Source organism: Micromonospora sp. NPDC005686 (assembly GCF_042871665.1).
Classification (GTDB): Bacteria; Actinomycetota; Actinomycetes; order Mycobacteriales; family Micromonosporaceae; genus Micromonospora.
Genome location: NZ_JBIAIY010000007.1, coordinates 65,338 through 77,953 on the forward strand (window position 1 = coordinate 65,338; position 12,616 = coordinate 77,953).

Here is a 12,616-nt window from a genome sequence, read left to right on the forward strand (position 1 = left end):
ACGCCGTCGTAACCTAAGGAGGTGACGACCTCCGCACCGTCCCGGCTACGGCCGGCCGACATCGGGAAGCCGCGCATGCGCGGCTGGCTGCACGCCTACGCGTTCTTCGCCGCTCTCGTCTGCGGCATCGTGCTCTGTTCCGTCGCCGCCGGTCGTCCCGGCTGGGCGCCGCTGGTGAGCTGCCTGATCTACAGCTTCACCGTGTGCGGGCTTTTCGGCACCAGCGCGCTCTACCACCGGCGGGTCTGGTCCGAACGCGGCTACCAGATCATGCGCCGGATGGATCACTCGATGATCTTCGTGTTCATCGCCGGCACCTACACGCCGTTCTGCGTCCTGCTGCTGGACAACGGGCAGGCCACGATCATGCTGAGCCTGGTCTGGGGTGGCGCGCTGGCCGGCGTGGCGGTCAAGCTGATCTGGCCGCACGCGCCGCGCTGGGTCTCCGCCCCGCTCTACCTGGCGCTCGGCTGGGTCGCGGTGGCCATGCTGCCGCAGATCCTGCGCGGCGGCGGCGTCACGGCGCTGGTGCTGCTGAGCGTGGGCGGCGCGATCTACAGCGTGGGCGCGGTGTTCTACGCGCTGCGCCGGCCGAACCCGTGGCCCACCGTCTTCGGGCACCACGAGTTCTTCCACGCCTGCACTGTCGTCGCGGCGATCTGCCACCACATCGCGATCTACTTCGCGCTGTTCGCCTGAGCCGGGCCTCACGGAACCGAAGCCTGTCCCCGGACATGCGCGAGGGCCCCGCAACGGCGCGGGGCCCTCGGGTTCTCAGGGGTCAGGCCGGGTAGCCCGAACCCGGACGGCGCACCTCGCGGTACTCCTCGCGCACGACGCGGTCGTCGCGCACCGGCACCACCGGCTCGGCGACCACCTGCTCGCGCACCGGGGCGGCCACCACCCGGCGGCGGCTGTTCCAGAAGTAGAGCGTGGTGAGCAGGCCGGCGGCCCCGGCGAGCATGAGCACCCAACCCACCACGTTGAGGTTCAGCCACCCCAGGTCGGCGTCCACGGCGAACGCGAAGATCGCGCCGAGCGCGATGAGAAAGATGCTGGCACCGATGCCCATGACGTCGCCTCCTTGGCGTACTGCTGGCGTTTCCTGCCCGCCGCGGCCATGGATGAGGTAGCGGCACACATCGACATACCCAGGCGCTCTGATCGTCAATCAGGCAAGCTGGGCGGTATGACGGACGGCAGGAACGCGCAGCGGAGGCTGGTGCTGCTGCGGCACGCCAAGGCCGAGCAGTCCGCGAACGGCCCGGACGCGGAGCGGTCGCTCACCGCGCGCGGTCACGCCGACGCGGCGGCGGCCGGCGCCTGGCTGGCCCGGCAAGGGCTGCTTCCCGACGTGGTGCTCTGCTCACCGGCCCGGCGCACCCGGCAGACCTGGCACGACGTGGCGACGGGCATGACCGGTTCCCCGCCGGAGGGCGGTCCGGCGGGCTCGGCTCCCGCGGTGCGATACGAGGTGAGCGCGTACGACGCGCTTCCGGATCAGCTGCTGGAGCTGCTGTGGACGGTCGAGCCGACCGCCGGGACGGTGCTGCTCGTCGCGCACAACCCGGGGATCTCTCTGCTGTCGGCGCTGCTCGATCCGCAGCGGGCCGACCCGGACGGGCTACGGACCACCGACCTGGTGGTGCACCGGCCGACGACCCGCTGGGCCGACCTCGCGCCGGGGAACGCGCCGATCACCGGCCGCCACACCGCCCGCGCCTGACCGGTACGACTCAGACCCGGCTGTCGTAGGCCGCCCGGTTGGTGAGCACGTCGTCCATGTGCGTCTCCGCCCAGGTCTTCAGGCCCCGGATCATCTCGTGCAGGGAGAACCCGAGGTCGGTCAGCTCGTAGGTGACAGTCACCGGCACCGTCGGCTCCACGGTGCGGGTAATCATTCCGTCGCGCTCCAGGGCGCGCAGCGTCTGGGTGAGCATCTTCTGGCTGACCCCGGGCAGCGTGCGGAACAGCTCGGAGTATCGCCTCGGTCGCGGCTCGCCGGCGCAGTCCGCTCCGAACCGGTGCGAGCCGTCGCTGCGCAACGCGGCCAGCACCAACGTGACCCACTTGTCGGTGATCCGGTCGAGCAGTTGCCGGCTGGGGCACTGGGCCAGGAACGCGTCGTACTCCGCCTTGCTCATTCTCTGCTCCTGCCACGCCGGTGAGCTACGCACTTTTGGGTGCCTACTTCCCCCCGGAAAGTTACACCCCGATAGTGGAGGCCGGGCGCCGCGATCCGGCGGCGCCCATGACGGACGACGAGAGCCAAGAGGTACACGTATGGCCCCCACCAACCTTCCCGGCGGCACCTGGACGCTGGGCGACCTGACCGTCACCCGGTTCGGCTACGGCGCGATGCAGCTCGCCGGCCCCTGGGTGATGGGACCGCCAGCCGACCACGACGGCGCCCTGGCGGTGCTGCGCGAGGCGGTCGCGCTCGGCATCACCCACATCGACACCAGCGCGGCGTACGGGCCGTTCCTCACCAACCGGCTGATCCGGGAGGCGCTGCACCCGTACCCGGATTCGCTGCACGTCGTCACCAAGGTCGGCGCGGACCGGGACCGGCAGGGCGGCTGGCCCACCGCACGGGGTCCGGAGAGCCTGCGCCGGCAGGTCCAGGAGAACCTGGAGACGCTCGGCGTGGACGCGCTCGGCCTGGTCAACCTGCGGCTGGGCGACGCTGCCGGGCCCCAGCCCGGGTCGCTCGCCGAGGCGCTGGAAACGCTCGCCACGCTCCAGCAGGAGGGCCTCATCCGCCACCTGGGCCTGAGCAACGTGACGCCGGAACAGGTGGCCGAGGCACGGTCGATCGCGCCGATCGTCTGCGTGCAGAACCTCTACAACCTGGCCCACCGCCAGGACGACGACCTGATCGACGAGCTGGCCCGGCTGGGCCTCGCCTACGTGCCGTTCTTCCCGCTCGGCGGGTTCACCCCGTTGCAGTCCTCGGCGTTGTCGGCGGTGGCCGAACGCCTGGGGGCGACGCCGATGGGCGTCGCCCTGGCCTGGCTGCTGCGGCGCTCGCCGAACATCCTGCTGATCCCCGGCACCAAATCCGTCGCGCACCTGCGCGAGAACATCACGGGCGCCGGCCGGGCCCTCTCCGGCGAGGACCTCGCCGAGCTGGACCGGATCGGCCGCTGAGACGCGGCGTCAGGACGGCGGGGCCGTCGGCGGCGGCGGGTCGGGCGGCGGCGGCATCATCGCGGTCGGATGCGAGAGCCGGTTCTCCTCCACGATGAGCGTGCGGGCCCGCTTGCGGCGGTCCTGCCAGAACCACAGCGTGGTCAGCAGGACGCCCAGCCCGGCCAGGATGAACACCCAGCCGACCGCGCGCAGGTCGATCCACCAGACGTTGGCCCGGATGGCGAAGGTCATGATCGCGCCGAGCGCGATGAGAAAGATGGCGCTACCAATGCCCATGTGCGCTGCACTCCCCCGTGCGATGGCCTTGGGCGTACTCCGGTCGTGGTCCGCGACGGTTACCCGCCACCGGGCCGCCTATCCACCCCGGGCACGCGCACGACGACGGCCGGCGGGCTGGTGCCCGCCGGCCGTCGTCATGAGGGGAAGAGTGACGTTCTAGGGGTGAAAGCCCCCGGAAGGGCTCAGAAAACCTCCTCCGGGAGGTCCATGATCTCCAGGTCGGTGCCCTCGATGATCCGCCGGTCGGCGCCGATGCGGGGCAGCACCTCGCGGGCGAAGAACCGGGCGGCGGCGACCTTGCCGGTGTAGAAGGACTTGTCGGCCGCGGAGACCTCGCCGGCCAGCGCCTTCAGCGCCACGTCCGCCTGCTTCTGCAGCAGCCAGCCGACCACCAGGTCGCCGATCGCCAGCAGGAACCGGCGGCTGCTCAGGCCGACCTTGTAGAGCGCGCGGGTGTCGCCGCCCTGGGCCTCGCCCAGCCAGCCGGTCATCACGCCGAGGATGTTCTGGATCTCGGCGAGCGCCTTGCCGAGCGCCTGACGCTCCTCCTTGAGCTGGCCGTTGCCGGCCTCGGAGGCGATGTGCTCCTGGATCTCGGCGGCGACCGCCATCAGGGCCTTGCCGTTGTCCCGGACGATCTTCCGGAAGATCAGGTCGAGGCTCTGGATCGCGGTGGTGCCCTCGTACAGAGTGTCGATCTTGGCGTCCCGGACGTACTGCTCCAGCGGGTAGTCCTGGAGGAAGCCGGAACCGCCGTAGGTCTGCAGCGCCTCGTGGCCGAGCAACTCGTACGCGCGCTCCGAGCCGACGCCCTTGACCAGCGGCAGCAGCAGGTCGTTCACCCGCTTCGCCAGCTTGGTGGCCTTCTCGTCACCGGCCGCCTCGGCGATCGTGACCTTGTCCTGCCAGGTGGCGGTGTAGCAGACGAGCGCGCGCAGGCCCTCGGCGTACGACTTCTGCAGCAGCAGCGAACGGCGCACGTCCGGGTGGTGGGTGATGGTCACCCGCGGGGCGGTCTTGTCGGCCATCTGGGTGAGGTCGGCGCCCTGCACCCGGTTCTTGGCGTACTCCAGGGCGTTGAGGTAGCCGGTGGAGAGCGTGGCGATCGCCTTGGTGCCGACCAGCATCCGGGCGTACTCGATGATCATGAACATCTGGCGGATGCCGTCGTGCTTCTCGCCCAGCAGCCAGCCCTTGGCCGGTACGCCGTGCTCGCCGAAGGTCACCTCGCAGGTGTTCGAGACCTTCAGGCCCATCTTGTGCTCGACGTTGGTGGCGTAGACGCCGTTGCGCTCGCCCAGCTCACCGGTCTCCGGGTCGAAGTGGAACTTCGGCACGACGAACAGCGACAGGCCCTTGGTGCCCGGACCGCCGACGCCCTCGACGCCGACCGGACGGGCCAGCACGTAGTGGACGATGTTGTCGCTCAGGTCGTGCTCACCGGAGGTGATGAAGCGCTTCACGCCCTCGATGTGCCACGAGCCGTCCGGCTGCTGGATCGCGCGGGTACGGCCGGCGCCCACGTCGGAGCCGGCGTCCGGCTCGGTGAGGACCATGGTCGAGCCCCACTGCTTGTCGATGAACAGCCGGGCCCACTTCTTCTGCTCCTCGGTGCCCTCGACGTGCAGCACGTGCGCGAAGGACGGACCGGAGGCGTACATCCAGATCGGGGCGTTGGCGCCGAGCACCAGCTCGGCGAGCGACCACCAGAGGGCGCGCGGAGCGTTGGTGCCGCCCAGGACCTCCGGCAGGTCCAGACGCCAGAACTCGGAGTCCATGAACGCCTTGTACGACTTCTTGAACGACTCCGGCAGCGGCGCGGTGAACGTCGCCGGGTCGAAGACCGGCGGGTTGCGGTCGCTGTCCGAGTAGCTGGCAGCCAGGTCCTCGCGGGCGAGGCGGTCGACCTCGCCGAGGAAGCTGCGGGCGGTGTCGACGTCCAGGTCCGTGAACGGGGCCTGACCGAGCGTCCGGTCCGCCCCGAATACCTCGAACAGGTTGAACTCGAGGTCCCGCACGTTGCTCTTGTAGTGGGTCATGCTCGCTGGCCCCGCTTCCGGACAGGTGTTACCGATCAGTAACTCCAGACTGTATTACTCGCCGGTAGGCAACGACAAGCGGATCTCGGAAGTGACAGCGATTACATACTTCCCGTTCATCCGTCGGCGGCGCCGACCTCCCAGCTCGGCACCGCGGCGGCGGTGGCGCTGCGCGGGCCGACGTACTCCATCAGGACCAGCGCGATGTCGTCGTCGAGCCGCCCGTGCACCCACTCGACCAGGGCGGTCTCCAACGAGGCCAGCCCGTCGCCGACGGTGCCGTGGCCGAGCAGCCGCCAGGCCCGGTCGGCGGTGGGGAAGAACTCGCCGTCCCGGCGTGCCTCGCCCAGCCCGTCGGTGAACAGCAGCAGCCGGTCACCCGGTTCCAGCCGCTCCACCCGGGGCCGGACCACGGGCATGAACCCGAGCGGCGGCGCGGGCGCGGGCGGCTCCAACGGGATCACCGCGCCCCGGCGCAGCAGCAGCGGCGGTGGGTGCCCGCAGTTGACGATGGTCAGCGTGCCGCCGCGCTCCTCGACCAGGGCCGCCGTGACGAAGTCCTCGTCGCCGACGTTGCGGGCCACCGCGCGGTCCAGGTCGGTCACCACCGCGCGCAGGTCGGCCCGCTCGTACGCGACGTGCCGGTACGAGCCGAGCACGATGCTGGCCAGGCGGACCGCGTCCAGCCCCTTTCCGCGTACGTCACCGATGATCATGCGAACGCCGTACGGGGTGTCCATCACCTCGTACAGGTCGCCGCCGATCGCGGCGGTAGCGGTGGAGGAGATGTACCGCGCCGCCACCGCGAGCGTGCCGACCTGCGGTCCGAGCGGTCTCAGCACCGCCTGCTGGGCCACCGAGGCGAGTCGGGTCAGCTCCGCGATCCGCTCTGCCTGGCGCTGGCGTATCGCCGCCGTGGCCGCCGCGATCGCGGTGGCCGCCCCGACCGCCGTCACGTTGACGACAGTCACCAGCGGGCTACCCCGCTCGGCGAAGGCGAAGGCGATCCCGATGGCGGTGGCCAGGCCGCCCACCGCGAGCACCACCCGCCAGGACGCCAGTGCCGCCGCGAGGAACGGCGCGACGGCCATCAGCGCGAGGTAGTGCGCCGGGCGGCCGTCGGCCAGCTCCACCGCCACCACGATCGCGAGCAGCGCGAGGGCCGCGCCGAGGCCGGCGCGGGATCCGGGACTCAGCGGGCCTCGGCCCGGCTGGAAGGGTTGCGTGCGTACATCGGACAGCATGCCTGATGGATGTGAGCGGGAGAATGAACCTGGCCCGTCGGTTGTGGAAGTTCTGCCCGAGTGGCCGGTCAGCCCAGCACCTCGTACCGGACGTTCACGTGGCCGAGACCGGTGGCGGCGATGGTCGCGAACGCGGCGCGGGACAGGTCCAGGCACCGGCCGTCGATGAACGGGCCGCGGTCGTTGATCCGCACCACCACCGACTTGCCGTTGGCCGGGTTGGTGACCCGGACCTTCGTGTTGAACGGCAACGTCTTGTGCGCCGCGGTGAGCGCGTTCGGGTTGAACGTCTCGCCGTTCGCCGTCATCTGGCCCTCGGCGTAGAAGGAGGCGCCGCACGAGCCGCTGTCCACGACCTTCGGGCTGCTCGTCTTCTTCGCCGTCGGCGACGGCGCGGTGGTGCGGGGCTTGCTCCGGGAGGCCGCCTGGGTACGGCTCGCCTTCGGGCTCGGGGTGGCCTTCGGCGACGGGCTGAGGCTCGCGCTCGGCGAGGCCGACGCGCTCGGCGAGGGGGCGACCGAGGTGGGGGCGGGCGTGCTGGGCAGGGTCTCGACCGCGACCGGCGCGGCGGGCGGCTCGCCGGCGGTGAGCCGCACGGCGCCGACGGTGCCGCCGACCGCGAGGGCCACACCGACCGCGGCGGTCGCGGCGATGGCGGCGGGCGAGGAGAACTTGCGGGTACGAAGGTGCCTAGCAGCCACCGGCCCGGTCCTTTCGTCAATTGAACAAACCGCCCGGACCGTAACGAGAGAAGCACTTCCGAAGTCAACGTGATCATGGCGTTATGCCCGTATTTACCCTGGTACGTGTAGCCGATCGCGCCACAGTCGATCGGCCGAACGGCCCACCGATCCGCCAGGATGGAACCCGTGCTGACTCGTCGCCTGGTCGAGCTGTTCCGGTGGATCGACCCCGGGCCGGGCAGCACCCACCTGGTCAGCGACATCTCCGGCTGGTGGCGCGACCCCGACGTGCTGGCCCAGGTCGGGCCGGCACTGGCCGGGCTGTTCCCGGGTGACCGCCCAACCGTCGTGATCGCCCCGGAGGTGACCGGGCTGCTGCTCGGCCCGCTCGTCGCGGTCGCCGCCGGCGCCGGCTTCCTGCCCGCGTACAAGGACGGTGGCGAGCGCCGCCGGGCCGGTCCGACGCGCTGGGCCCAGACGCCCCCGGACTACCGGGGACGGCGGCTGCGGGTCGGCGTGGACGGCCGGCGGCTGAACCCCGGAGACCGGGTGCTGCTGGTCGACGACTGGGTCGACACCGGCGCGCAACTGGACGCGCTGCGCCGGGTCGTCGCGGACGCCGGAGCCGACCTGATCGGCGCCGCCGCACTGGTCGCGACCTGCCCGCCCGAGGTGGCCGGGCGGCTGAGGCTGCGCGCCCTGCTCACCGGCGCCGACCTGCCGTGAGCCCGCCGATGGTGACGGAACGTGCCGTAGCGTCGGCGGCATGTGGCCCCGCATCGGTGGATTGCGCGCGCTCGCCCTCGGCACGCCCGGCGAGCTGCGCACCCGACTCAACACCCTCGTGCTCTCCGGTGTGAAGACCGCCACCGCCGGGCTGGTCCAGGAGTACGACGACGAGAACGAGGAACTGGAGTACGTCGGCGAGCGGCAGGTGCTCGTCGACGACGACGACCGGTTCGTCGCCGTGATCGAGGTGACCGGCGTCGAGGTGGTGCGCTTCGCCGACGTGCCGTGGGACTTCGCCCGCGCCGAGGGCGAGGGCGACCGGTCGATCGAGGAGTGGCGCGAGGGCCACGGCGCCTACTGGGCCCGGCAGGGCACGCCGGTCACCGACGACACCCGGATCGTCTGCCTCCGGTTCCGGCTGGTCTCCACCGAGGGCAGCGTCGGCACCTAACCGGCCCGGCGCAGCTCCGGCAGCAGCGCCGCCGCCTCGACCAGCACCGCCTCGTCACCGGCGTACCAACTGCTGGCCCGGGGCCAGTGCGTCACCACGTCGGTGAAGCCCAGCCGGGCCGCCCGGGCCACCTGCTCGACGAGGAAGTCGGCGCTGGTGAGCGAGAACACCGGCGCCGAGTCGAGCGACAGATAGCGGTCGAGCGTCGCCGGGTCACGGCCGGCCTGCTCCAGCGTGCGGTCCATCCGCTCGGACAGCTCCGCCACCGTGCCCCACCAGGTCTCGATGTCGTCGCCGCCGAGCCCGGTGGTGACCCAGCCCTGCCCGAACCGGGCGACCAGCCGCATCGAGCGGGGACCGTTCGCGGCGACCACGAACGGCACCCGGGGCTGCTGGACGCACCCCGGGTTGTTGCGGGCGTCCACAGCGGTGAACCACTCCCCGCGCCAGGTCGTGCCGTCCTCCCGCAGGATCGCGTCGAGCAACTCGGTGAACTCGGCGAACCGGTCCACGCGCTGCCGGGGCGGCAGCGTCTCGCCGCCGAGCACGGCCGAGTCGAAGCCGATGCCGCCCGCGCCGAGGCCGAGCAGCACCCGGCCGCCGGACACGTCGTCGAGCGCCGTGACCTGCCGGGCGAACGCCGCCGGGTGCCGGAAGTTCGGCGAGGCGACGAGCGTCCCCAGCTTCACCCGGGACGTCACGCCGGCCGCAGCGGTAAGCGTCGTCCACGAGTCGAACCACGGGCCGTCGACGAGGTCACGCCAGCCCAGGTGGTCGTAGGTCCAGGCGTGGTCGAAGCCCCACTCGTCCACCTGGGCCCACCGCCGGCGCGCTTCCGACCAGCGCTGGTCGGGCAGGATCACGATGCCGATTCGCATGATCGCCAGGGTACGACCCGGGCCGGACAGTCCGACCCGGGTCGCGGGGATCACGCCGCCACGTCGGCGACCACGCAGGCGACGTTGTCCGGCGCGCCGGCCGCGTACGCCAGCTCGACCAGGCGCTCGACGGCGGTCTCCGGACCGTCCGCCTCCGTCAGCGCGGCGTGCAACGCGCCCGGCTCCACCACCGCGGACAGGCCGTCGGAGCAGAGCAGGTAGCGGTCGCCGGGCAGCGCCGTACGCAGCGCCAGATCCGCCTCCACCTCCGCGCCCGCGCCGAGCGCCCGGGCCAGCAGCGCCCGCTGCGGATGCGCCCCGGCCTCGGCCGGAGTGAGCCGCCCCTGGTCGACGAGCGTCTGCACGTACGTGTGGTCCTGGGTGAGCCGGGACAGCTCGCCGCCGCGCAGCAGGTACGCCCGGCTGTCCCCGACGTGCACCAGCGCGAGCCGGGTGCCGCGCCGCACGAGCGCGGTGAGCGTGGTGGCCGGCTGGTCGGCGTCGGTGGCGTGCGCGCGTACCGCCCGGTCGGCCCGGGTCACCGCGTCGGCCAGCGCGGCGAGCAGGTCGCCCTGCGGCGCGTCCGCCTGCTCCAGCGGCCGCAGCGCGTCCACCGCCGCCGCGCTCGCCGTGGACCCGGCCGGACCGCGTACGCCGTCGGCGACCGCCAGCAGCGCCGCGCTCGCGTACGCGGTGTCCTCGTTGGAGTCGCGGACCGCGCCGGTCTCGCAGCGCGTCGCGTACCGGAAGGTGGTCTCGGACATGGTGGTGCCCCTCTCGCTGAGTGTGTCGGCGAGGAGCGCGACGGCCCGGCCGCGCGCCGCCGTGTCCGCGCTGACCCGCCGCCACCAGGCGTCGAGCGCCTCGGCGGCGGCGGCGGGCGGCAGGCCGCAGACGGTACGGATCTCGGCCAGCGGCATCCCGGCCCGGCGTAGCCCGCCGATCAGCCGGGCCCGGTCCTGCTGCTCCGGCGCGTAGTAGCGGTAGCCCGAGTGCGGGTCCACCGCGGCCGGGGGCAGCAGCCCGCAGTCGTCGTAGATGCGCAGCGCCTTGGCGCTCAGGCCGGTCGCGCGGGCGAACGCCCCGATGGTCAGCAGTCGCACGTGTCCTCCCTCGCGCTCCTCGTGCCGGTCACCGCGACCGGCACCGACCACGCTGGGCCTTGCCGCAGGGGACGGGTCAAGGCGTGGTTGCCGCCAGCTTGGTCAGCATCCGGCCCAGATGCGGCTCGATCGTGCCGGCCGGCGCGTCCGCCACCTCGGCGGGCGTCCACCAGCGGATGCCGGCGAACTCCACCGGATCGGGCGTGAAGCGCTGGTCACGGTGGGCGGACAGCACGTACCAGAGACTCACGTCGGTGTGCCGCAGCTCGGGCGGGCCGACCGTCTCGGTGACGGTGAGGAACGCCGGGCGCTCGCCGAACGGCGGCGCGAAGGCCGCCGCCACGCCCAACTCCTCCCGCAGCTCGCGGCGCACCGTGTCGGCCGGGTGCTCGCCGGGCTCGACGTGACCGCCGCTGGGCAGCCACATGCCCGCGAGACGGTGGTCGACCAGCAGCACCGTGCCGTCGGCCGGGTCGCGGAGCAGGAAGTACGCGACCAGGTGCGGCGACGGGGTGCGCGGCTTGGCCCGGCGGAAGATGTCCTCCGTGCCGGCCAGCCAGGCAAGCGCCGCCTCCCGGTGCCGCGCCTCCTGCTCGTCGCCCGGCGCCAGCTCGTCGACCAGTGCCCGGATCTCGTTCCGCATCCCGCCGATGCTGCCAGCCGGGTACGACGAGGTCAGTCCGGCGGGAGCGGGTTGGCGTCGGCCGCCGCGCGGACGAACTCGCGTACCCGGGAAGTGGTGTTCTCGGCCATCCACACCGGACCGCGACTGATCGGCGGCGCGTCGTGGATCGGCACATAGGCCACGTCCGGACGGGCGTAGAACTGCCGGGTCTGCTCGCCCACCGGCAGCACGCCGCGCCCCAGCGCGACGAGCGCCAGCATCTCGGAGAAGCTGCCGCCGACCGGGCCCTCCGGCACCGGACGGCCCGCCGGGGTGCGGACCGGCGTGCGGTCCTGCTTGAACGCGGCCGAGGTCACCGCCGGGTACTGCACCACCGGATGGTCACCGAGCACCTCCAGCGACACCGACTCCTCGGCCGCGAGCGGATGGCCGGCGGCCACCGCGAGCACCCGGCGTTCGCGCATCAGCACCGGGCCGTTCGCCATCCCGTCGAAGGGGTACGAGGCGATCAGCACGTCGATCGTGCCGTCCCGCAGGCTCGACCGGGTGCCGGCCAGGGGCGCCTCGTGCACGTGCACCTCGCAGTCCGGGTGACGCTCGGTGAACAGGGCCACCGCACGCAACAGCACCGGAGCCGTCGACTCGCCCACGTACGCCACCCGCAGCTCGCCGGTGAGCCCGCGCCCGGCGTCCACGGCCCGCTGGACCGCCGCCTCGATGCCGGCCACCAGCGGGCGCATCTCCTCGGCCAGGCGGACGCCGATCGGGGTGAGCCGGACGACCCGGCTGGTGCGCTCGAACAACGGCGCGCCGATCCGGCGTTCCAGCTTGCGCACCACGTGGCTGACCCGGCCGGTGCTCACCCGCAGCCGCTCGCCGGTCCGCCCGAAGTGCAGTTCCTCGGCCAGGGTCAGGAACGTCTCGATCTCGTACCGCTCCAGCACCGGAGCACCTCCGTCGTTGCCTGCGGGTCAACGATCGTAGTCCGGATCGGGCTTGGTCCCGGTGGTGCGGCGGACCAGGGTAGACGCATGCACAACGATCTCGTGACGGTGACCGGTTTCGACCACCTCGTGCTCTCGGTGAGCGATGTCGAACGCTCGCTCGACTTCTACTGCGGCACGCTCGGCCTGGCCCCGGTGCGGGTCGACAGGTGGCGGGCCGGCGAGGTGCCCTTCCCGTCCGTACGCGTCGACGCCGGCACCATCATCGACCTGGTACGGGGCGAGCCGGGCGGGTCCAACGTGGACCACTTCTGCCTGGTGGTCGAGCCGGTCGACTGGCAGCGGGTGGTCGACTCCGGGGTCTTCACCGTGCTGACCGGCCCGGTACCGCGCTTCGGCGCGCGCGGCACCGGCACCTCGATCTACGTCAGCGACCCGGACGGCAACACAATCGAACTGCGCTCCTACCCGGCCGACGCCTAACCTGG

The 12,616-nt window shown here is 72.4% G+C and carries 16 protein-coding genes; 6 read left to right on the forward strand and 10 right to left on the reverse strand.

Going from position 1 to position 12,616, the window contains the following annotated elements; all coding sequences use genetic code 11:
* Positions 1 to 21: 21 nt before the first annotated feature.
* The gene (locus tag ACFYON_RS17480) at positions 22 to 699 is read left to right on the forward strand and encodes a hemolysin III family protein (RefSeq protein WP_354866254.1); all 678 of its coding nucleotides are present in this window, start codon (positions 22 to 24) and stop codon (positions 697 to 699) included.
* Positions 700 to 781: 82 nt separating this feature from the next.
* Here ACFYON_RS17480 and ACFYON_RS17485 read toward each other — a convergent pair whose 3' ends face one another.
* A complete protein-coding gene (locus ACFYON_RS17485; RefSeq protein WP_354866256.1) occupies positions 782 to 1,072 on the reverse strand; it encodes a DUF6458 family protein in 291 nt (96 codons plus the stop codon).
* Between the two features lie 117 nt (positions 1,073 to 1,189).
* Here ACFYON_RS17485 and ACFYON_RS17490 point away from each other — a divergent pair, with 117 nt between their 5' ends.
* The gene (locus ACFYON_RS17490; RefSeq protein WP_354866258.1) at positions 1,190 to 1,726 is read left to right on the forward strand and encodes a histidine phosphatase family protein; all 537 of its coding nucleotides are present in this window, start codon (positions 1,190 to 1,192) and stop codon (positions 1,724 to 1,726) included.
* A gap of 10 nt (positions 1,727 to 1,736) precedes the next feature.
* Here the strand turns inward: ACFYON_RS17490 and ACFYON_RS17495 are convergent, their stop codons facing one another.
* On the reverse strand, positions 1,737 to 2,144 hold the full coding sequence (locus ACFYON_RS17495) for a helix-turn-helix domain-containing protein (protein WP_262012819.1): 408 nt from the start codon (positions 2,142 to 2,144) through the stop codon (positions 1,737 to 1,739).
* Between the two features lie 139 nt (positions 2,145 to 2,283).
* Between ACFYON_RS17495 and ACFYON_RS17500 the strand changes: the two genes are divergently transcribed.
* A complete protein-coding gene (locus ACFYON_RS17500; RefSeq protein WP_354866260.1) occupies positions 2,284 to 3,150 on the forward strand; it encodes an aldo/keto reductase family oxidoreductase in 867 nt (288 codons plus the stop codon).
* 9 nt (positions 3,151 to 3,159) lie between these two features.
* Here the strand turns inward: ACFYON_RS17500 and ACFYON_RS17505 are convergent, their stop codons facing one another.
* The 4 genes from ACFYON_RS17505 to ACFYON_RS17520 all read right to left on the reverse strand — a co-directional run bounded on the left by ACFYON_RS17505 (position 3,160) and on the right by ACFYON_RS17520 (position 7,416).
* On the reverse strand, positions 3,160 to 3,429 hold the full coding sequence (locus ACFYON_RS17505) for a DUF6458 family protein (RefSeq protein ID WP_013283345.1): 270 nt from the start codon (positions 3,427 to 3,429) through the stop codon (positions 3,160 to 3,162).
* A 185-nt stretch (positions 3,430 to 3,614) separates the two neighbouring features.
* Positions 3,615 to 5,471, reverse strand: coding sequence for an acyl-CoA dehydrogenase (locus tag ACFYON_RS17510; RefSeq protein WP_354866263.1), 1,857 nt, complete (start codon positions 5,469 to 5,471; stop codon positions 3,615 to 3,617).
* Between the two features lie 116 nt (positions 5,472 to 5,587).
* On the reverse strand, positions 5,588 to 6,715 hold the full coding sequence (locus tag ACFYON_RS17515; RefSeq protein ID WP_354866264.1) for a PP2C family protein-serine/threonine phosphatase: 1,128 nt from the start codon (positions 6,713 to 6,715) through the stop codon (positions 5,588 to 5,590).
* Positions 6,716 to 6,783: 68 nt separating this feature from the next.
* Positions 6,784 to 7,416 carry a septal ring lytic transglycosylase RlpA family protein gene (locus ACFYON_RS17520; protein ID WP_354866266.1) on the reverse strand — a complete coding sequence of 211 codons (633 nt, stop codon included), beginning with the start codon at positions 7,414 to 7,416 and terminating at the stop codon, positions 6,784 to 6,786.
* Between the two features lie 159 nt (positions 7,417 to 7,575).
* Here ACFYON_RS17520 and ACFYON_RS17525 point away from each other — a divergent pair, with 159 nt between their 5' ends.
* Both ACFYON_RS17525 and ACFYON_RS17530 read left to right on the forward strand, forming a co-directional pair.
* On the forward strand, positions 7,576 to 8,124 hold the full coding sequence (locus ACFYON_RS17525; protein WP_354866268.1) for a phosphoribosyltransferase: 549 nt from the start codon (positions 7,576 to 7,578) through the stop codon (positions 8,122 to 8,124).
* A 40-nt stretch (positions 8,125 to 8,164) separates the two neighbouring features.
* Positions 8,165 to 8,578 (forward strand): ASCH domain-containing protein, encoded by a 414-nt coding sequence (locus ACFYON_RS17530; RefSeq protein ID WP_354866270.1) that lies wholly within the window; start codon positions 8,165 to 8,167, stop codon positions 8,576 to 8,578.
* Here the strand turns inward: ACFYON_RS17530 and ACFYON_RS17535 are convergent.
* The 4 genes from ACFYON_RS17535 to ACFYON_RS17550 form a co-directional block, all read right to left on the reverse strand.
* Positions 8,575 to 9,456: an LLM class flavin-dependent oxidoreductase gene (locus ACFYON_RS17535; RefSeq protein WP_354866272.1), complete on the reverse strand. Its 882-nt coding sequence runs from the start codon at positions 9,454 to 9,456 to the stop codon at positions 8,575 to 8,577. The two genes, ACFYON_RS17530 and ACFYON_RS17535, sit on opposite strands and share 4 nt — an antisense overlap.
* Before the next feature lie 50 nt (positions 9,457 to 9,506).
* Positions 9,507 to 10,559, reverse strand: a complete 1,053-nt coding sequence (locus ACFYON_RS17540) for a MerR family transcriptional regulator (RefSeq protein WP_354866274.1) — start codon at positions 10,557 to 10,559, stop codon at positions 9,507 to 9,509.
* A gap of 76 nt (positions 10,560 to 10,635) precedes the next feature.
* On the reverse strand, positions 10,636 to 11,202 hold the full coding sequence (locus ACFYON_RS17545; RefSeq protein WP_355014981.1) for an NUDIX domain-containing protein: 567 nt from the start codon (positions 11,200 to 11,202) through the stop codon (positions 10,636 to 10,638).
* A 32-nt stretch (positions 11,203 to 11,234) separates the two neighbouring features.
* Positions 11,235 to 12,128, reverse strand: coding sequence for a LysR substrate-binding domain-containing protein (locus ACFYON_RS17550; RefSeq protein ID WP_355014980.1), 894 nt, complete (start codon positions 12,126 to 12,128; stop codon positions 11,235 to 11,237).
* Positions 12,129 to 12,215: 87 nt separating this feature from the next.
* Here ACFYON_RS17550 and ACFYON_RS17555 point away from each other — a divergent pair, with 87 nt between their 5' ends.
* Entirely contained in the window at positions 12,216 to 12,611 is a 396-nt protein-coding gene (locus ACFYON_RS17555; RefSeq protein WP_355014979.1) for a VOC family protein, read from the forward strand.
* Positions 12,612 to 12,616 lie beyond the last annotated feature (5 nt).

Coding starts and splice junctions, on each gene's coding strand:
- ACFYON_RS17485 (WP_354866256.1), bottom strand. CDS start 1,072: ATGGGCATCGGTGCCAGCATCTTTCTCATCGCGCTCGGCGCGATCTTC.
- ACFYON_RS17490 (WP_354866258.1), top strand. CDS start 1,190: ATGACGGACGGCAGGAACGCGCAGCGGAGGCTGGTGCTGCTGCGGCAC.
- ACFYON_RS17495 (WP_262012819.1), bottom strand. CDS start 2,144: ATGAGCAAGGCGGAGTACGACGCGTTCCTGGCCCAGTGCCCCAGCCGG.
- ACFYON_RS17500 (WP_354866260.1), top strand. CDS start 2,284: ATGGCCCCCACCAACCTTCCCGGCGGCACCTGGACGCTGGGCGACCTG.
- ACFYON_RS17505 (WP_013283345.1), bottom strand. CDS start 3,429: ATGGGCATTGGTAGCGCCATCTTTCTCATCGCGCTCGGCGCGATCATG.
- ACFYON_RS17510 (WP_354866263.1), bottom strand. CDS start 5,471: ATGACCCACTACAAGAGCAACGTGCGGGACCTCGAGTTCAACCTGTTC.
- ACFYON_RS17515 (WP_354866264.1), bottom strand. CDS start 6,715: ATGCTGTCCGATGTACGCACGCAACCCTTCCAGCCGGGCCGAGGCCCG.
- ACFYON_RS17525 (WP_354866268.1), top strand. CDS start 7,576: ATGGAACCCGTGCTGACTCGTCGCCTGGTCGAGCTGTTCCGGTGGATC.
- ACFYON_RS17530 (WP_354866270.1), top strand. CDS start 8,165: ATGTGGCCCCGCATCGGTGGATTGCGCGCGCTCGCCCTCGGCACGCCC.
- ACFYON_RS17535 (WP_354866272.1), bottom strand. CDS start 9,456: ATGCGAATCGGCATCGTGATCCTGCCCGACCAGCGCTGGTCGGAAGCG.
- ACFYON_RS17545 (WP_355014981.1), bottom strand. CDS start 11,202: ATGCGGAACGAGATCCGGGCACTGGTCGACGAGCTGGCGCCGGGCGAC.
- ACFYON_RS17555 (WP_355014979.1), top strand. CDS start 12,216: ATGCACAACGATCTCGTGACGGTGACCGGTTTCGACCACCTCGTGCTC.